Origin of the sequence: Lentimonas sp. CC4, from assembly GCF_902728235.1 — a bacterium.
GTDB lineage: Bacteria > Verrucomicrobiota > Verrucomicrobiia > Opitutales > Coraliomargaritaceae > Lentimonas.
The window spans coordinates 2,416,860-2,436,895 of record NZ_CACVBO010000001.1 but is presented as its reverse complement, the minus strand read 5'-3'; the positions used below and the strand labels follow the sequence as shown (position 1 = coordinate 2,436,895).

Annotated in this window: 10 protein-coding genes; 9 read left to right on the top strand and 1 reads right to left on the bottom strand. The window is 52.3% G+C overall.

Going from position 1 to position 20,036, the window contains the following annotated elements; all coding sequences use genetic code 11:
• Window positions 1–39: 39 nt before the first annotated feature.
• Window positions 40–1,266 (top strand): hypothetical protein, encoded by a 1,227-nt coding sequence (locus GZZ87_RS10385; protein ID WP_162027908.1) that lies wholly within the window; start codon window positions 40–42, stop codon window positions 1,264–1,266.
• 10 nt (window positions 1,267–1,276) lie between these two features.
• On the opposite strand, the gene GZZ87_RS10380 is transcribed toward GZZ87_RS10385, so the two are convergent.
• Window positions 1,277–1,741 carry a helix-turn-helix domain-containing protein gene (locus GZZ87_RS10380; RefSeq protein WP_162027909.1) on the bottom strand — a complete coding sequence of 155 codons (465 nt, stop codon included), beginning with the start codon at window positions 1,739–1,741 and terminating at the stop codon, window positions 1,277–1,279.
• A gap of 1,186 nt (window positions 1,742–2,927) precedes the next feature.
• On the opposite strand from GZZ87_RS10380, the gene GZZ87_RS10375 reads away from it, so the two are divergent.
• The 8 genes from GZZ87_RS10375 (at window position 2,928) to GZZ87_RS10340 (ending at window position 20,018) form a co-directional block, all read left to right on the top strand.
• Complete coding sequence (locus GZZ87_RS10375; protein WP_162027910.1) at window positions 2,928–3,383, top strand: hypothetical protein; 456 nt, start codon at window positions 2,928–2,930, stop codon at window positions 3,381–3,383.
• Window positions 3,380–4,864 (top strand): IS21 family transposase, encoded by a 1,485-nt coding sequence (gene istA, locus GZZ87_RS10370; RefSeq protein WP_162027911.1) that lies wholly within the window; start codon window positions 3,380–3,382, stop codon window positions 4,862–4,864. The genes GZZ87_RS10375 and istA overlap by 4 nt, the downstream gene beginning before the upstream one ends.
• Entirely contained in the window at window positions 4,861–5,613 is a 753-nt protein-coding gene (gene istB, locus GZZ87_RS10365; RefSeq protein ID WP_162027912.1) for an IS21-like element helper ATPase IstB, read from the top strand. Before istA ends, istB begins: the two co-directional genes overlap by 4 nt.
• Before the next feature lie 680 nt (window positions 5,614–6,293).
• The gene (locus tag GZZ87_RS10360; RefSeq protein WP_162027913.1) at window positions 6,294–7,064 is read left to right on the top strand and encodes a hypothetical protein; all 771 of its coding nucleotides are present in this window, start codon (window positions 6,294–6,296) and stop codon (window positions 7,062–7,064) included.
• 24 nt (window positions 7,065–7,088) lie between these two features.
• The gene (locus GZZ87_RS10355) at window positions 7,089–11,900 is read left to right on the top strand and encodes a sulfatase-like hydrolase/transferase (RefSeq protein ID WP_162027914.1); all 4,812 of its coding nucleotides are present in this window, start codon (window positions 7,089–7,091) and stop codon (window positions 11,898–11,900) included.
• Window positions 11,901–11,960: 60 nt separating this feature from the next.
• Window positions 11,961–13,169 (top strand): hypothetical protein, encoded by a 1,209-nt coding sequence (locus GZZ87_RS10350; RefSeq protein WP_162027915.1) that lies wholly within the window; start codon window positions 11,961–11,963, stop codon window positions 13,167–13,169.
• Window positions 13,170–13,193: 24 nt separating this feature from the next.
• Window positions 13,194–18,434: a carbohydrate-binding protein gene (locus tag GZZ87_RS10345; protein ID WP_162027916.1), complete on the top strand. Its 5,241-nt coding sequence runs from the start codon at window positions 13,194–13,196 to the stop codon at window positions 18,432–18,434.
• 138 nt (window positions 18,435–18,572) lie between these two features.
• The gene (locus GZZ87_RS10340; RefSeq protein WP_162027917.1) at window positions 18,573–20,018 is read left to right on the top strand and encodes a Gfo/Idh/MocA family oxidoreductase; all 1,446 of its coding nucleotides are present in this window, start codon (window positions 18,573–18,575) and stop codon (window positions 20,016–20,018) included.
• Window positions 20,019–20,036: the final 18 nt, after the last annotated feature.

Sequence of the window (20,036 nt, the reverse complement as noted above, 5' to 3'; positions counted from 1 at the left end):
ACTTTACATTGACCGATATTCGGTCAATGTAAAGCTATTATGGCACGCAACACTGAACCCAAAATAGTAGAAATTCCTCATCCATCTGGCAATATCACCTACAAGGTTGATGCAACCATCGACGGAAAGCGCACCCGCAAAAGCTACAAAACCAAGACCGAAGCCAATCAGGCTTTAAAGCTCATCGAGGCGGAACTTGCTGGCATCAGCGAATTGAACGCGCCAGTCATGACGCCACTTTCGAAGAGTGAAGTTCGCGACGCAGAAGCCGCACTTCAGTTCTTACAAGAGAACTATCCAGGAAAATCATTAACATGGATGGTGCGTGAATTTCAGAAGCACTATGTCCCCGATCTTCAAACGAAAGCCCTCAAGGAGGCTATCGACGAATATGAAGAGACTTTGAAGAAGCGTGAAGTCACTAAAAAGTATCGCGATAACCTAATGGGGCGATTGAGAAAACTGGAGGACTGGTTTGATTGCTCGGTTGACGAGATTTCAGGAGTTGAGCTTTCAAAATGCTTCGAAAAGTTCGCAAACCAACAAAAAATTGGACGAGGAACTATCCATCACTATCAAGCCGCACTAATAGGCTTCTTCAACTGGGCAAAAGAGAATGATCGAAAGTATTTCGCCGCATGCGACTCAAATCCCGGTCAATCCATCATTGTTCCCGCGAAAGGCAGAAAGATTGAGCATCTGAGAGAGATACTTTCAGTAGATCAAGCCAAGGAAGTGATCGAATTTGCGGAGAACCATAAGAATGGAGAAATGCTTACCTCTATTGCACTCGCCCTATTCGCTGGCATTCGACCGGACAGAGACGGCGAGATGGTGCGGCTCCATGAAGAGCTCTCTAAATCAAACAACCCGAATAGTATCATTGATCTGAAAAATGGAGTGATCAATATTTCCGCCTACGTCGCAAAAGAAAGTGGAGCCCGCCAAATAGACATCCAACCTAGCCTTCGAAGCTTCTTGGAAAGGTATCCACTTGAGCAATATCCAATAATCTCCTCCAAAGCCCAATCACTCAAAAGCTACTACAGTCGGCACTACTCAGATTTTCGCGAACAATGCCCGACCAAGATCCCCCACGACGGTCTGCGACACTCGTTTTGCTCATACTTAGCCACGAAAACTAGATCTGCCTACGACACCGCAATGCAAGCTGGAAACAGCGAACAGATTCTTCGCAAGCACTACCTAAAGAGAGTCACCCCCGAAGACGCTGAGAAATTTTGGACGATCACACCTTCAAAGTAATCGCTTAAAATTAGAACCCAAGGCTCTCCCGTGTCGGAGGGACATAGGTGCAGCACATACGTATATATTGCGACAACAACTCTAAATCAACAAAGACCGTCTTACCAATTCTGATGTATGGTATCAAATTCATGTCGATCACTCGCCGTGCGAATCCAGGCTGGAAATATCCAGCTCGTAAAAACTCGCTACGTCTCATCAACGGCCAGTCGATTATATCGCCAGAAATCGGCGTCAACAACACCTTCGAACGAACTCCAGCCAATATCCTTCGACTTCTCTTCGGATAAACCACTTTGTTCTGCCGAAGAAAATCGAGGATATCTTGAGGTGAGAAGTATTTCCGGGCACCCAACTCACTGATATAAGGCAACTCACCATCAGCAATCCAAGTATCAAAAGTCGAACGACCGACACCCAAAAGGGTGTAAGTTTCCTCGACCGATAAGACTTCCAATAAAGAGCTGATTCTCACTCTTTGGGAAGAACATAGTCAGTTTCAAAACTATTATTCCGACTCGAACGATATACAAAATTTTCACAATTAAGCCCAAGGATAGACGATCTGATGCTCAGAATAAGAAATCATAAACTGATGACCGGAAAGCCCCAGATTTAGAGTTTTAAGCAAAAGAGGGGCTAAATAATAGCCCCCAGCTGATGAACTTCGAGCGCTTAATTAATGGCCAATCTACTTCGGTGTCTCTATGTTGTCATTAGAGAGCGCGTTACAGGTCTGCCTCATTTTCGCCGCTCACACCTTTGGCGCAAGCAACTTATTTTCTGTTAATTACTTGGTCGCTGGTTCGATCCCAGCCCGAGCAGCCATTCTAATAAAAACACGAACTAAGGTTCGAAGTGGTTAACTCCACTTAGTAAGCCCCTGATTTTCAGGGGCTTATTTTATATAAGGCTGGTTAACCATTTGGTCGCTGGTTCGATTTTGGGCAATTTCACATCGCAGTCTGGCCATAGGTTCTCGATGAAACGAGAAAAGTGGTTAACTGGACTACAGGTGTCAGCGGCGGTTTAGAAGTGGTGTAGGACTGGCGTTTTGAAAGTGTATCTTCTTCTCATTTTCTTCCTCTGACTTTCAAATAAATCTCTTCTTCCTGTATTTTCTTCCTCCGAGCCGAGGCGGATGAGTTGCTAGTTTCAGTGGATGAAACGACGCAGGAAGAGGAAGTGCCATCACTGCAAGGAGCCCTTTCTGCCTTCGCCGCAGAATGCGCAGAAACAGTGCTATTGCGGGGCTGCTGCATGCCGCAAAGCAAGCGCTCGCAAGGCCAATGAGCAATGGCGCGCAAAGAACCCCGATCATCACAAAGGGCCGGAAGCAATTATCCGTGTCCAGAGCTGGCGTGCGGCCAACCCAGGGTATTGGCGGCGCAAAACGGAGCCCTTAGATCCCATTGCGTTACAAGATGACTGCATTACACAAGTCATTGATAGTGAGAGGGAAAGTGCGTCCTTAGAGTATTTTTCGTTACAAGATGACTCAATCGCGCAAAGCCTTGTCCTACTGGCACTTATATCGACCTCAACTGGAAGTGCGTTACAAGATGACATCGCCGAGACTTGCCGAGATTTGCACAAACAGGGGCGGCGAATCTTGGACGCTCGGTCCGGGATTTTTGCCGCAAATCACCACACTGAAAGTCATGCAAAAACATCCTCTCGATTCAAAACGCCTTCGCCGGGTGCCCGCTCAGTTCAGCTGGGTCGATCACCGCCTCGTGCGAGGGCGCCTTCTTAGCGGCACCAGCACCGAGGCCTGGGCGCTGTATCTATTCCTGGTGAGCGTCGCCGACGAACAGGGTCTGAGTTATTATTCTTCTCGCTCGATCTGCGAGCACCTGGGAATCGACTCGCAACAGCTAAGCCGCGCACGAGCGGAACTACTCGCTTGCGACCTGATCGCATGGGAAGCACCGCTCTATCAGGTGCTGGACTTGAGCAATGTGCGCTCAAGACGCTCGCCTGCGCCCACTGCTGCGGCCTCCCCGCATAGCGCAACCTCACAGCACGAGCCCGTCCTAAGCGAGGACGAACGCCGAGTCCAAGGTCAGCGCTTGGCTCAAACATTTTCCGATCTCCTGAAAGGCGGCGCACAATGATCGACTACGACCTCTTCAATCAGATCCACTTCCTGCATCATCAGGACAAGCTCACCCAGCAACAAATAGCGCAAAAGCTCTCGCTGGACAGCAAGACCGTCGCCAAATGGCTCAAGCACGATCGCTTTGAGGCGCGCAAAAACGCAGGCCGCTCCAGCAAGCTCGATCCGCACAAAGCCCTCATCCGCGCCTGGCTCGAAAAGCACCCTTACAGCGCTCAGCAAATCTTCCAGCGCCTGATCACCGAGAACGCATACGCCGGCGGTTACACCATCATCAAAGAGTATGTGCGCAAGGTGCGACCACGCGCCGAAAAAGCCTTCCTCAGCCTCAGCTTTGCCCCCGGCGAAAGCGCGCAAGTGGACTGGGGGCACTGCGGCACCATTGCCGTGGGCAACACCCGCCGCGCCCTGAGTGTCTTCGTCATGGTGCTCAGCTCCTCGCGGCAAATGTATATCGAGTTCACGCTCTCGCAAAAACAAGAGCACTTTCTGGCCTGCCACGAACACGCCTTCGAATACTTTGGCGGCGTGCCCCAATCGGTCATGGTCGACAACCTCAAGTCCGCCGTGCTCGAACACAAACGCGGCGAGAGCCCCCGCTGGAACCCACGCTACGCCGACTTTGCCAATGACTACGGCTTTGACATCGTCGCCTGCAATCCACGCGCACCACAGGAAAAAGGCCGCGTCGAAAACGGCGTCGGTTACGTCAAAAAGAACTTCCTAAGCGGGCAACAGTTCAAAGACTTCCACCACATCGCACCCGCCGCACGCCAGTGGCTCGATACCATTGCCAACGAACGTCAGCACCGCGTCACCCAGCAAGCGCCCCGCGCCCTCTGGGAAACCGAACGGCCGCACCTGCAAAGCCTCCCGCTCAACACACCCGAGACCGCCACCATCCAACGTCAACGCGCCACCAGCACCTTCCGCCTCTGCATTGAGACCAACCGCTACAGCGTCCCCGCTCAATACGCCAACCACACCCTCGACGTCCACCTCGGCGCGCAGGAACTCTGTGTTTACTACCAAGGTTCCCAGATCGCCCAACACCGCCGCGACTACGGACGCCACGGCGACTTTGAACATCCCGATCATCCGAAAGCGCTGCTCGCAGCTCGTCACAAGGCACGCACTCACAAAACATTGCAAAGCTTCCTACAACTCGGCCAACACGCCGAAGCCTTCTACCACGGCCTGCAACAACGTCGACTCAACGCCCCCACACACGTGCGCAAAATCATCGCACTCGAAGGTGCCTACACCCGTGAGCAAATCGCCGAAGCCATCAGCGACGCCCACCAAATATCAGCCTACAGCAGCGAATACATTATCAACCTGCTCGGCCAACGCGAACGACCGTTGGCCGAACCTGGGCCACTGCACCTCACTCGTCCCGGCGATCAACTCGACATCGAAACACCACAAGCCGACCTCAGCATCTACGACAACACAGCCACCAACACCGAACAAAAATGAAAGTCACACAACACCAACAAATCCACCAAGCCCTACAAACACTCAAGCTCCCATGGATGCGACTCAACTACGAACCGCTACTCGAACAAGCACTCAAGAAACAAACCGGCTCACTGGAATACTTACATGAACTCCTCGCCGGTGAAGCCCAAGCACGTCAAGAACGCGCCGCCGAGCGCCGCATCCGAGCCGCACGCTTCCCCGTCATGAAGACCCTCGACACCTTCAATTGGCAATGGCCCAAAACCATTGACCGCAACCAAGTCGAACACTTAAGCCGCCTACGCTTCGTCGAAAACAAGCACAACGCCGTCCTCCTGGGCCCCGTCGGCGTCGGCAAGACCCACCTCGCCACCGCCATCGCACTACAAGCCTGCCACAGTGGACACAAAGTCCTCTACATCAATGCCGTCGAAGCCATCAACGACCTCATCACCGCCCAAAAGCAAGGCCGCCTCAAACCCGCCATGCGCCGCTACACCACGCCACACCTACTTGTCCTAGACGAAATCGGCTATCTCCCCATCGACAAAACCGGAGCCGATTTACTCTTCCAGATCATCAGCGCACGCTACGAACAAGGCTCGATCCTGCTCACCACCAACAAAGCCTTCAAAGACTGGCCAAGCATCTTCAACAACGACAGCACCCTCACATCCGCCGTCCTAGACCGACTACTACATCACTGCGAAACCGTCATCATCGAAGGATCCAGTTACCGAATGCGAAAAACAAAAGACCCGCAATAGCACCAAAAGCAAGCAACCCAGGCGGGGAAATCCAATTTTCCCCGCCTTTTTTCAACAGGATTATCAAACCGCCCACATCACGCCACTTTCACGCCGCCGCCCACAACAGGTGAGTCCACACTCAAATATATGGGAACTGAGCGATATTGTTGATTTCATTAGAAAATGACACGAAGAGATTGCTGCGCTGCGACCTGAAGGTCGAGTCACTCCGCCCGTCGACAAGCTCAGGGCTCCGTCGAACTCTCGACATCTACCTTGGCAAGGTGCCCGACTCCCAGCATTCGTGCGGCTTGGCGGTCGATCAATCAGTATAATTACTGTGATAATCATACTAAGATTGGATGAAATTACGTCGAAAATGACAAAAACACAGGCCGTCACCACACGACAAATCCACACTGCGAAGCCGAACCGTTGCACTGGGTCTGGGATTTGATCGCCAAAGAAATGGGGATCAGCATGAAGCGTCGCAGCTATTTGAATCACTTATGGCGTAAAACCTAATACCATTATCCGAAATTCAAATCCCCCTAAGGCATGGTTAAACAAAGAAAAGCCTAGAGTTTGACCCTCACAGTGCCTCCTTAACTGCTTTTTTGTTGACCTGATCGGCGGCATCATCGATCAAAGGAAAACGTTTTCTTTTTTCGTATTTCAAATATGCCCCCCTTACTGCAATGAAAATCACACTTATAATCCTACAGTTTCTAGGACTCGTATTATTAACGGTAATCCACTGCGATGCATCTAGTTCAATCGTGATCGATGGTGGTAAAGCTGGCACTCCAGGGGGGGATTTTAGTGATTATTCGCACATTCCTGAATCGGGTGATCCGTGGGAACCTTCGAGCACGACCAACGCAGAAGTTCGTCTAAGTGTCGGACAAACAGGAGCAAACGGTGAGCGAACAGAAGCCGGATGGAATAAAACAGGCTATCCGGGTCCCGGTTCTGAGGTGAATTTCATTCGTGGTAAATCCATCCCGCAAAACGCAGCGTCGGCGATCCAACATAAAGCATATATCTCAATCCAACTGGACTCCTCGAATCTGAGTTCAAAAGCATTTTTCCTGAAATCCATTGCGGTTGCGATTTGGCGTAATGGCGGTGCGGCAGCGAATCATTATCAATTTGCCTACGATGTGGATGGTGATGGCTACGACACAGACGACCTGATCGGAAAGCCGCAAGTTAACAATCATGTAGGCAAAGGGCGCCCCTTTAGATTCAGACGAGAAATACAGGCATCCGCGTCAACTCAACAGGAAGTCCGCCTCTATTTCTGGCATCCAACCGGCACTCATGCAGGCGGCAACTCGCATCTGTTCCGAGTCGAAGCCGAATATGAAATGGCCCCCTACTCTGCCATTCCTGAGCCGTCATCCAATAGCCTTTTACTCCTACTAGGCCTAAGCAGCCTGATCGTCCGTCGCAATATTAAGCGCTAACCCCGCGCAACCTCATCAACTGATATGAAACTTCTCCTTACGGCTTTCTTTACAACCGTGCTGCTGCCAATAGCCACGAGTCTATCGGCACAAGACACACGCCCCAACATTCTCGTCATTTTTATGGATGATATGGGCTACAACGACATCGGCGCATTCGCTTATCCAGATCTGGAGAACGGACCAAGTCCTCGCCCGGGATTTAGTGGCGTGCCGACGCCCAACAAAGCCGAAAACCTGACGCCTTCGATTGACCGCCTTGCTGACGAAGGACTGCGCATGACTCAGTTCTACGCAACACGCCTGTGCTCTCCCTCACGCGCGAGCTTGCTCACTGGTCGCTACAACGAGCGGCTGAACATCTCCGCAGTTTTCTTTCCCAATGGCGGTGGTGCCGGCAGGAATGAGAATGGCGACAAGGTTGGCTACGCATTCAGCACCAACGAAGTCACCCTCCCCGAACTGCTGCGCGAACAAGGCTATGCCACCGGTATGATCGGCAAATGGCACCTTGGCTATGAAACAACCAAGCACAGCCGTTTTCAATTCATGCCCACACGTCACGGCTTTCAATATTTCTACGGTTTCCCCCATAGTAACGACATGTCGGATTACGACTTGATCGAAAACGAGACGATACTCGAATCCCACTTTGGTTCAGCCGAGCAGCAAGCCGAAATTACCTGGCGCATGACCGAGAAAGTGCTCGAATTCATTCAGGATAAATCTGCCGAGGATGAGCCCTTCTTTCTCTACTACGCGCATATGATGACCCACATCCCTTGCTGGCCATCGGATCGCGAGTTCACCAATGCCGACGGCACCACGTGGCCAAAGTTCCAAGGCCAAACTGACAGCTACTACTACGATGTCGTCAAGGAATCCGACCACAGTGTGGGTCGTATTCTCGAACAATTGGAAAATCTTGGAATTGCTGAAGACACCTTGGTCATCTTCACTTCCGACAACGGGCCATGGCTCAACTTGGGCGGCAAAAATAACACCGACAACTCCGTCGGCTGTGCCTATCCGCTTTACCGCGGCAAAACCGAATCATGGGAAGGCGGCATTCGCGTGCCCTTCGTTGCACGCTGGCCTGGGCAAATCACCGCAGGCACCGAATCCGACGAAGTCGGCGGCCTCGTCGATCTCTTGCCCACACTTATTCAACTCGGCGGTGGCTCCAACCCAGCCAACACGACCATCGACGGCATCGACCTCTGGCCCCACTGGACAGGCAGCGCTCCGACACTCGACCGCAGTTACAAATTTGAGAATGGCACCAAGCAATCCTATGTCGTCAAAAACGATTGGAAGCTGCGTCGCGTCGAACAGGACGACGGCTCCGACGTGTATCAACTCTTCGACTTAGCCAACGACATTCAGGAGCGCACCGACGTCTCGGCTGAGCCTGCGAACGCAGCCAAGCTCGCCGAAATGCAGGCTGAAATGACCGCCATCGAAAGCTCGATTGCCACCGACAATCAACAGCGCGATCAATACACCAACTTCGAGGTCCTGCTGAACGATAACGACATTCAAGTGCCCGAAGGCGGCACCACTACCTTTGACATAAAACTCTCTAAAGACCCAGGAGCCAGTGGCGCAGACGTCACCATCACTCACTACTCCGGCGACACTGATCTGGCCGTCAACTCCGGCGCAAGTCTTAGCTTTGACAGCAGCAACTGGGACGACTGGCAGACCGTCACACTTGCCGCCGCTCAAGATGCAGACAAGGCCCACAGCGGTGCAACCTTCCGCATCAGCACCGACCGCTATGTCGCCGTGCGCGAAGTCTTTGCATTCGAAGTCGATGACGATGCAGCCGAAGCCATGGAGAGCACACTCGTTTGGCCCAAAGCCAAGACGATTGCACTCACGAGCGAGGACGTAAGGTTGATCGCGGAAGGCAGCGCACAGTTAAGCGGTGAAGCCAATCCCGCAGGCACGACCTATCAATGGCTCAAAGTTTCCGGCCCCGGAACTGTCAGCTTCACCGATCCAAGCGCCGCCGAAACAGGCGTGCACTTCGACAGCGCTGGCATCTACAAATTGCGAATGGCCACCGATCACCCAATTGCAGGTGGCACCGATACGGTCGACTTCACCGTGTATGCCGGCGTCAATACACCCGCTGATGGCGGACTCAAGCACCTGCCGCCACTGGCTTACGATGCAAGTCAGGACAACGGCACCGACGCGTTTTGGGACAACCTTAGCACTCCCGGTTCCAACGACATTTCATTAAGCGATGGCATCACCGGCCCTCGTCCTCCGGTAGGCACTACCTCTGGAACGCTTCTCGAATTTGGCATGGACGACGACGTCAACGGCGGCAGTGCTGGCGGAGAAAGTTCCGGCGTGATCGGCAACGGCAACTCAGGCACCGAATGGAGCTTCGACAGCGCCACGATCAATGCCGCCAACCTCACCTTCGAGCTGGGCGCATCAGGCATTGGCATTCAAGCGGGCGCCGGAATCAACGCTCCTTCCGGTGGTGGCCAGCTGGATAACGACTACAGTTACACCGGGCACGACGGAACCTCGATCGCAACAGCCATCGCAGGCGACGACTATCTCACCTTCCGTGTCAGCATCGCTCCCGGCTATGAACTCACACTCGAAGGCTACGAGTTCGACGTCTGGCGCAATGGCGGCGCAGCCACCAACGGCCACGCACTCTTCCACGGAGCATCCGGATTCACCGCAGTCGATGGCAATGAAGACGCTAGCACTGCATTGTCCGGCGAAGGCATCTCTTCACTGGGAGCCGTTGCCGCATCCGGTTTAAATGAAGTGCTCACCGGAACCGTGGAATTTCGACTCTACGGCTATGCCGATCCTTGGGGTGGCACGACGGGTAACACTCACTTCGATGCCGCCCGTATCACTGGAACGCTTAGCGAGATTCGCACCGCACAACCTGCAGTGGTGAGCTTTGGTATGGAAGGCGACGTCAACGGTGGCAACGCTGGCGGCACCAGCTCCGGCATTACGGGTCAAAATGAAAGCAACTGGGCATTCGGCACTCCGACAACGCTCGACACTAACCTAACAATCGTCCCGGGCGAAACTGGCATTGCGATCCAGGCCGGTGCAGGGATCGGCGCTCCTGAAGGCCAAGGCCAAAAGGCCAACGACTTCAGCTATGCCTGGCACGATGCCGACACTCTGGCCGGCTCCATTGCTGCCGACGATTATATTTCTTTCCAAATCTCCATCGACGATGGCTACGAACTCGACCTCGAAGGCGTGCAGTTCGACGTCTGGCGTAACGGCGGCCAGGCGGTTGAGAACTACGCGATCTTCTACGGACGACCCGGCTTCACCGCAAGCGATGGCAACGAGAGTGGCACCGGCAGCGTGCCCCAGACTGGTCAGGACAACTTCGGCTTCATTGAAGCACGCGGACTCAACAATCAATTGACAGGCACCATTGAGTTTCGCCTCTATGGCTGGCAGGGGGACGCTGGCACCGCAGGCGGCAACACACACTTCGACGCCGCACATATTTACGGCACGGTTACCGCGCTCATCGATCCCGCTCCGTCGCTCGACTTCATCGATCAAGCTTGGAGTTTCCCTGGCGGCACAGCAATGGAAGGTGGTGTCTCCGAAAGCTTCAATGTTTATGGCAACGATAGCGCCAGCTTTGAGCTTTGGTTTAAGCCAGACAGCTTACCTACCACAGGCCAGCAAGTGCTTTGGGAAACCGGCGGCGACGTCGGCACATGCTTCATCCTCGACGGAGCAACGCTACGCTTCGTCGTCGACGACAGCGGCTCAGACGTCGTCAACGGAGCCATCGCCGAAGCTCCCCTCACCCCGCTGGCCGCCCACGACGAATTTGTGCATGCAGTCGGTGTGATCGACCTAGATGCGAAGCAAATCCATCTCTACATCGACGGCAGCTTAATTGATTCCGCGTCGATTCCCAACGTCAGCGACTGGTGCGGCGGCAGCGACACTGGCTACGGAAAAATTGATAGCGGCAACTTCAACGACCTCGGTGGCAACAATCAACTCACCGCGCCTGTCGAAGGATTTCACGGCCAACTCGCCATTGCACGCTTCTACGACCAGGCACTCAGTGCAACCGACATCGCGGCGCTGACCAGTTCACCGCTCGCTCTCGAAATGAGCAACCGTGGTCCGGTGGTTTCCGCTGGGAACGATCAAAGCGTTTCGATCAGTAGCGGCGTAACATTAACTGGATCGGTTTCGGACGACGACCTGCCGACACTCATCGTAGCGACAGATTGGATACAAATTGACGGCCCCGATGCGGACACCAACTTCCCCGGAACGGCCTCGTTCGATGACGCGAGCCAAGCTGAAACAGATGCCAGCTTCAACGCCCCCGGCTCTTACCGCCTGCGCCTCGAAGCCAACGACAGTGAAATCAAAACCTATGACGAGGCCGATATCACAGTCACTTCAGTCAGTTACAGCGACTGGGCATCCAGTCTATCTTTTCCGGACGGTGAGGACGGAATCAACGACGATCCGGACGGCGATGGGTTGAAAAATGGAGAGGAATGGGCACGCGGTAGCAACCCCTTAGAATTTAACGATGCCTCAGACGGGCACAGCCATCAAATTCAGGCCTCTGGCGACAGTGCAACCTTCACATTCACGATAGACTACCCACGCGATCGTGAACCATTGCTCGGTCTCAATTGGAGCGACAATCTCTCGCAATGGTATCCCCTTACAGGATGGACTCCAACCGTCACCGTCGTCGATGCAGACACCAAACGTTGGACTGCCGAAGTGCACACTGACATGGACAGCTACCCTAAGCTATTCATTCAAACGACGATCGACCCTTAACGATTACTGCGAGTGTCCCAGCCAAAGAGATTCACCCTTCTATGCTTGGGGATCGCAGGTTTGCTCGCGCATCACGCCGCAGCAGGCTCTAGCCCTTCGCGGCCCTACTTCGACCGCTCATCGGGCCTATACATGTTTGACGGAGCCATTCAGGAAGCGGACCTGCACAAGCTACTCGACCGCTCCGTCACCCACGTGGGTCTTTGCGATGCCACGAACGAAAACACCACGACGCTCGATGACGACATCAGGATGTTGAAGAACATTGGTGCCAAATTTGTTGGGCGCACGGCCTTTGCATGGGAGACTGCACTGGACGACGACCAACACTTCGAACGAGTAAAGACCAATGCTGCCAAAGTGCACGCGGAGCTCCCTCACGTCGTGCTACAGGCCTGCATCTTCGAAATCGTGCAACCCAAACTCAACCGCATCCCCATTCCATCATGGGTGTTTCAGGCGTTTGACCTGCCCGTCGAAAGACGAAATTTTAATTACCATGCGATGCTCTATCGCGATGGCAACAAGGTCGATCATTGGCACAACGGTTCCGTTCCAGATATGTCGCAGCTCGAAACTCGAATGTGGTTTTACTACCGCGCACGACGCTATATCGACAGCGGCATGGAAGCGATTCACTTCGGCCAAGTCATGCTAATGGACGACGCCGACGAAGACCTCGCACATTGGTATGATATGTTAAGCCGAGTCCGAGCCTATGCGCGCCAACATGCACGCCGTCAAATCGTGCTTTGCGATGCCCATACTCATGGTTCGAAACATAGAGACAAATTGATATTTGATTTTCACTCTTTCCCTCTCCGAGCAGACGAGACCAAAGGAAAACCAATGGAAGCACATCTTCGTATGGGCCCAGGACGTATCTTTGGTCGCAGTCAAGGTGGCATGGCTCCTAGCGGCTGGGAGTGCAAGAGTCTCCCCTATATTGCCGAGTTCGACAACTGGGGCTACAGTGGCAAAGGCGGCAAAGAAGTCGGCGGCATTTGGATCTGGGGTTACGACGACATGTCATGGTTTGCTGAAATAGACCCGCACTATCGTGTTGAATTTCTAGAGTATGCCATACAGTGGCTACAGGAAAAAGATCCGAGCGGTCATTTACAATTACCGACAAGGCGACGCTTAGCATACAAAAAAGCCCCAGGCGGGGGTGTCGCGTTCTTTGCCGCGAACACACGTTCCGAGGCCTGCCCGCATGGAACGAACGTCGAGAATACGATCAAGCATATTTGGGAGACGCATCTTTAAACGTATGAAAAGACTTAGTTACCCATGATGACATATCGATGTATCTTCCAACTCATAGCGCTCGTTTGCTGTGGCTCTTCACAATTGTTCGGTGCCGAAGTGTTTTTTGGATTCACCTTTCAAACCAGCTTAGATCAGGAAGACATCGTCATTGCAGAATCGCATAGCACTACACTGCAACTTGAATTCCTAATCACCGCTCAAGATGGCATCTCCTTTGTAGATGCCAAAACGATGGGCGAAGCACCTACCTCACTGTTTTATCAAGCCGTAGAAGATCTCACCTTAAGCGTAAATGCAGACGCCCTCAGCCAGGACCTTGCGCAAAAGTTGGACGGCACCCGCGTGGTCTTAACCCTATCCGCAGAGGGCGGTGGTTCCGATGGTTTCCTCACACTCCTCGGACGCGATGGCGGAGCGATGGCCGTGGAAGGCACAAGCAGCTTACCGCATTCTCCAGACCGTGTTGACGGACGCGGCGGAGGCTCAAGAGAAAGTCTCATCGTTCAATTCACCGAAGGTCGAAACGTATCTCTGACCCTGATCGAATTAGCGTATACCAACGCACCCGACACGGCCAATGAGAGCGATCAAGCCAACTTATCTGCGACAAACGGACTTTCATCGGTCAACGCGTTTAACCTATCTGATCCAAACGGCACGATCGACTTTGCTCAGCTAGCGAACGAACAAGCAACCGCGACCCCAGAGGCCTTCATCCTCCCCCTTGAAGTGCAACCCCACATGTTTCTGAGAATCCAACCCGCCCAAAAAGCTACAGGGGGCTGGAACGATCAGGGCGCTGCGATTCGTGGCATGACCTTCGATCTGCAGCGCCCCAAAGCTCCAGAGGGCGGCTACAGAACAGGCATTGCCTATTTGGAAAAGCCTTTCATTGGCACGGATCTCGATGATTACACAGTGATCAAAGATAGACTCGATGAACTCGAAAACGACCTAGGCGCTGAGTTGCTTCGCATCGGCGACAATCTTTACACCAGTGCAAACGATTCAAGTTCAACCTTTGCCCGCGAACTAGCGAAACGGTCCTTTAAATACAAGGGAGGACTCACGAGCGTGCTCGCACTTCAGGAATTCGTGAACTACGAGAATGAAACAGCACAAGATTTTATACCTTGGGAAGAAGGAGCGATTGATATCGTCCGTGCAAAAATCGAAAACAGACTAAACACTGCTTATAAATCGCCGATCTGGCTAAACACGCGCTACCTAGTCGTCCCGTTCAGCAGAGATGGCGAACCTGGATACCCTTATGGGGGCGGTTTCAAATCACTTTGGTGCTATGGGCCCCATGCAAATCCAGCCTTCAGGAGGTGGCTTGAAAATGTAAAATACGTCGCTGAAGCCAACCCACTTCAAGCAGTCGAAAATGCCTGGGGACTGACTTATGAATCGTTTGCAGATATTGATATACCCGCGCCCGAAACTGGCAACACTTCGATTTGGCGCGACGTGCTTGAATGGTATCGCCATGAAGCCCGAAATTTCGCGGAGGAAACCCTCAAAGATTGGATAGAACTTACAGACAAGCAGCTCATACTCTTCATAAAAGGGGGTTCTTTCGATATTCAAGACGAGATCGAAGCAACCATCCAGGATCTAGGAAGAACGAATGATGCGAGCGTGATCTCGATGAACGATCAGCAATTCATCATCGATCTAGCAATCAAGTATGACTGCGATATACAGTTCACCGGTCTCGAACGCGGCGGCACGACACGCATCGCCTCCTACGCGATCGCCCAAGGTTTCAATGGACTGTTTTACGGAGAAACCGCTGGCAACCAATGGACTGGTAATGCTCCGATTGCTAAAGAACAAAACCGCTACGAGGGCTTAAACTCAGCCATTGATTTCCATCACAGCAATTGGATCTATGGAGACGGTGCCTCCAGCTACCCCGACAACAGCTTTTCCCAAAAAAATGCATCTTATGATCGATTGAAGAAATCATTTGCGCTCGCGAAGGTCCATGATCGTCGCCCGGACATTCAGCCCGACGTCCCTCCCACCATAGAGCTCATTAACTCAAGCTCCGGAGCAGTCATCGATCCCTTAACCAACATACCGAGCTATATTCCCGAAAATGAATTTCACCTCTGGTCCTGGGATGTCGTTGCCGAACCTGGCTGCCGCAAAGGTCTCGTTGGAGAGTGGCGCGGCATCGGCAAAGACCAGTATCCTGAAGTCGTTGAGACCCTCGGAGAGCCCACGTGGATCTGCCTCGATTTCCAAAATCATAACTACTTCCATGCCTCAATCTACGATGCGCCCCAAGGCCAGCACCAAACGCCCGTTGTCGAAATCGTGCTCGAATACTACGCTACAGTCGGCGGTGGAACCCCCCTCCTCCTCCAATACGACGCACCCGGGGATAATAACTATCAAGATGCTCCGATACAGATTCCCATAGACACCACCGACAATGGCTTATTCAAACTTGCGAGATGGACGATCACCGATGCTGCATTTGAAAGTCAGGCAGGTGGCTCTGATTTCAGAATCCGCTTTGAAAGCCCAGCACAATTACAAATTAGAAGCATTGCCGTGAAGCGGCTACATGAGATCCCGGACACTCGACAAGACTATTTCAGTGCGGCAAATTATGTTGAAGACTCTGACGGAAATTCATCGCAGGACCCTGTTCGTAAGGAGAATGCAAATACAAACATCGGTTCCATCCGGAATGGGTCATGGGTCCGATACACTGATTATAGTTATCCTGAAGACTTTGGATCATTTGATGTCGAAGCTTCTTTCAATGCGAACTTTGGCGTCGGCGGGCTGATACAAGTTTATGAAGCAGACACAGATACGGCCTCCCCTCAAGATACTGGTCTATTGCTGGCTGAGGTTCATGTAACGACCCCCACAGGGACTACATGGAATGACTATGGCACATTCATGACACCCCTTATAAACCAGCCCACTCAAGCTCCGGAGAAATCATTATTCTTATACTTCAGCAACCCGGACGAAATCGGTTTTTTGTTCAATGTCAGAAACTTTAGATTTGGCCCCACCCTCATCAGCAAAGACGTGGGTCATGTCATTGTGGCTTCAGACTTCGATGCAGAAAGCAACCGTGTCGACCGTGCAGACGACAACGGGCTAGAAGATACTGCGATCAATTTTATTCGCAAACTCCCCCCTGAAGACGGCCTCATCGGAGACATCGTAGGTCTTATCAAAAATGGAACTTGGATACAATTTGAAGACTTCAACTTTGGGGATTATGTGAGCAGCATCGACACCTATGTGTCTTGTGCTGATCCCAGCGAGTTTGATGCCTCCAATGGCGGAAAGATCGAGATATGGACTCAAGCCCCCAACTACGAAGCAGGCGGCATTTGGCACTCGACCATCGAGGTCTCCACAGGAATTACCGAAAATCTTAATACATTTACCCCATTGAGAGGCCGCCTCTCCGGCCTAACAGGTGTGCACGATTTGTTTTTTGTTTTTCGAAATGACGACTCGCCCAGCTCCCTTTTCCGCCTGAGTTCCTTTCGTGTGAATGCGCACAATCGGCAAACCAACTTCAAATCTCTAGATATAGGTGCACCTCCCCTAGCAGGCCGAACTTACGACCATTTGAGCGATTCTTTTGTCTCTCTCAACGGCACTGGCTCCATCGGTGGTAGCACCGACGCGTTCCACTATGCTTATGAGCCCATATCGGGGAACTTCACACTGTCTGGAAACATCGACATTTACAAAAGTGTCGATATCGGCAGTCAGGCAGGCATTATGATCCGATCCAGTCTAAGCGCTGACGCGCCCTACCTGTATTTTTATGCGACTCCAGACGGTCAACTAGTCGTTTCCCAACGCAACACCACAGGCACCGACGCAAGGGTGCTGTCCACTACCCCTTTCGGCTCTTATGACTCCATGCCGAAAGGCATGCGGGTGATTCATTCGAATGGTCATTTCAGCTTCGCCTATTCCACCGACTCTAGAAGCTGGACCCCCGCTGGCACCTATGCTCTAGAAAACCTCTTGCCCAATGAGACCTTCTATATGGGATATGCCATCGCATCCAATAATGCTCCGGTATCAGAAGGCGCTCGCTTTTTGAATGTGCGTGTCACTGATTTTTCGAATATAGCCTCGCGCATCAATTACGAAAGCACAGAAGGAGGATTGCTCCTAGGTGATGCGTCTCAAGAAGTTGAATACAGGAGAGACGGCTCGGCAGTTGAAATATTAGCAAATCCTGGATATCGCTTTCTTCACTGGAACGACGGCGTCAGCGATAATCCACGGCAAGATACAGTCATCACAGAGAGTTTTAGCGTATCGGCTGTTTTCGAACGTGTGCGAGAGCCGTATTTAGAAACGCCACACACCTTACCAGGAATCATTCAAGCCGAACATTTTGACTTCGGAGGACAAAGTTTAGCCTACAACGATACCACTCCTGAAAACCATTCCACTAGTGACTTGAGAGAACCAGACAGCGTGGACCTCAAACTCATTCACGACGGCGTCGCAGTCGCATGGATAGAGGATGAGGAGTGGCTCGAATACACGGTCGATGTAGCCTCAGGTATTTACGACCTATCGATACGCGTCGCATCGCCCTCCAGCGACGCGAGCTTTCGATTACTTCTAGATGGCGAAGAATTAGCGGTTTTTGATTCCTTTGAAACCGGCGGATATTCAAATTGGAACTTTGTGCGCGCCTATGGAATACCTCTCGAAAGCCACACCGAAAGCACCTTAAGAGTGGAGATCATCAATGGCAATTTTGATTTGGATTACCTAGAGTTCACCCAGTCACAGTTCTCCAGCCTGATTGTCGACTTTAGAGATACATACGGCCTGCCTCAGGACGGTTCGCTCGATTTCCAAGATACATCAGGCAATGGAGTCCCAAACATACTTTACGCGCTCTTCGGTATCGGAGATCCAAGTTCAAGCAATACACCACCGCTGACGCTCGGACCACCAATTACCTCAGGCACTCCAAGTATAGAACCCGCCCGAGATGATGTCATCGCCTACAGCTATGTTTGGCCTACGGAGGCCTCAGGCTATACAGCTACTGTATGGACGAGCACAGACCTCAACAATTGGTTTACGTCCACAACGATACCCGCAGAAGAGCAACCTTCGATACGCTTACTGCCCTATAATGACAAATACAACATTCATCAATACAGCTTCCCAGTCTCCGGAGTTAACCGATTCATTTATCTCTCGATCGACCGCAATCCCACAGGTCAAGATAGTAACTAGTAACTTCTAAGTAAGGTAAGACTATCCCAATAGCTCTAATTTGGTGAATGCTTCATCCATCATTTTTGTTAAAATAGACAATTTCAGAGGAAAACGTTTACTTTCCGAACTAAATCCTTAACGTGCGACTTAATTCAAATGAAACATACATCCAGCCCCATCAGTCGCCGCTCATTCGTCAAAGCTTCTACTGCGTTTGCGACCTTCGCAATTTTACCCAGTTATCGCTCCTTGGGAGCGGTCAGCCCCAACGAAAAAATCAGACTAGCCGTCATCGGCATCGGTAATCAAGGCAACGGCGTGCGGCGTCAACTGGTAGGCACCGGACTGTGCGATGTTGTCGCGCTCTGCGATATCGACATGGAGGGCAAGCATACACACTTATCCCGCTACCAACACGGACTAGCGAAGAATCCGCCCCAGGGGAAAAACAAGGAGAAAGTGTATCCCGTAAAAGCAAAGGGCTATACGGATTGGCGGAAGATGTTCGATGAGATGGCAGACGACATCGACGCCGTGCTCATTGCGACGCCCGACCATGCACACTTCTGTCCGACGATGCTCGCCATGTCACTTGGCAAGCACGTCTATGTGGAAAAGCCGCTCACGCATACCTTTGGTCAAGCCGAACGACTCATGCGTATGGCTGACAAATACCCAAATATTGCCACTCAGATGGGCAACCAAGGCCACTCCGGCGCGAACTACTTTCAATTTAAAGCATGGACCGAAGCGGGCGTCATCAAAGACATCACCCGTGTCACCGCGAGCATGAACTACAAGCGTCGCTGGCATGGCTGGGGTCCATCTGCAGATGCCTACCCAACTCAACCAGTGCCTAAGGGCGTCGACTGGGAGTTCTGGCACGATTGCGTTGCCGCGGATCGCCCTTTCAGCGACAAGCTACACCCGGGTGCCTGGCGCGGATGGTATGAATTCGGCAGCGGCTGCTTCGGCGACTGGGGGCCCCACATTCTGGATACACCACATCGCTTCTTGGAACTTGGCCTACCACACACAATTCATGCGGAGCACCTTGCAGGCGTGAATCCATACGATCTGGTCTATCCAGAAGCATCGACGATCAAATTCCAATTCGCAGCACGTGGCGCAGGTAAACCTGCTTGCGATGTCACATGGTATGATGGGTTTGGCAACAATCCAGTCCTCGAAGGCGAATACACTGAAGACGGCAAACCGTTGAAACTTAAAGACGCCGGCAAAGTGCTTTATAGCAAAGATCTCGTGTTCAAGGGCGGCCACCATGGTCAACCCTTGCAAATCGTGCCCCGCGCTAAATATCGTGAGATGCACGACTCACTCCCTGAATTCTCACAAAAGAATTCCAACCACGCGGAGAACTTTCTACTCGCATGTAAGGGCGAGGAAGTGGCGCGCTCCCCCTTCCGTGTCGGCGGCGAGCTCACTCAAGTCTTCGCACTGGGTATGCTCGCACAACGCTTTGGCGGCACCCTCGAATTCGACACACAGCGCAAGCAAATCACCAACAACAAAGTCGCGAATGCACTGATAGATCCCGCACCGCGCAGCGGCTGGAAAGAATACTACGACCTTTGGACCTGATCCTAGGAATAGAAAACA

What these genes read in the sequence shown, in the direction of transcription:
- GZZ87_RS10345 (WP_162027916.1), top strand. Translation starts at nt 13,194, where the DNA reads ATGATGACATATCGATGTATCTTCCAACTCATAGCGCTCGTTTGCTGT.
- GZZ87_RS10375 (WP_162027910.1), top strand. Translation starts at nt 2,928, where the DNA reads ATGCAAAAACATCCTCTCGATTCAAAACGCCTTCGCCGGGTGCCCGCT.
- GZZ87_RS10340 (WP_162027917.1), top strand. Translation starts at nt 18,573, where the DNA reads ATGAAACATACATCCAGCCCCATCAGTCGCCGCTCATTCGTCAAAGCT.
- istB (WP_162027912.1), top strand. Translation starts at nt 4,861, where the DNA reads ATGAAAGTCACACAACACCAACAAATCCACCAAGCCCTACAAACACTC.
- GZZ87_RS10385 (WP_162027908.1), top strand. Translation starts at nt 40, where the DNA reads ATGGCACGCAACACTGAACCCAAAATAGTAGAAATTCCTCATCCATCT.
- istA (WP_162027911.1), top strand. Translation starts at nt 3,380, where the DNA reads ATGATCGACTACGACCTCTTCAATCAGATCCACTTCCTGCATCATCAG.
- GZZ87_RS10360 (WP_162027913.1), top strand. Translation starts at nt 6,294, where the DNA reads ATGAAAATCACACTTATAATCCTACAGTTTCTAGGACTCGTATTATTA.
- GZZ87_RS10355 (WP_162027914.1), top strand. Translation starts at nt 7,089, where the DNA reads ATGAAACTTCTCCTTACGGCTTTCTTTACAACCGTGCTGCTGCCAATA.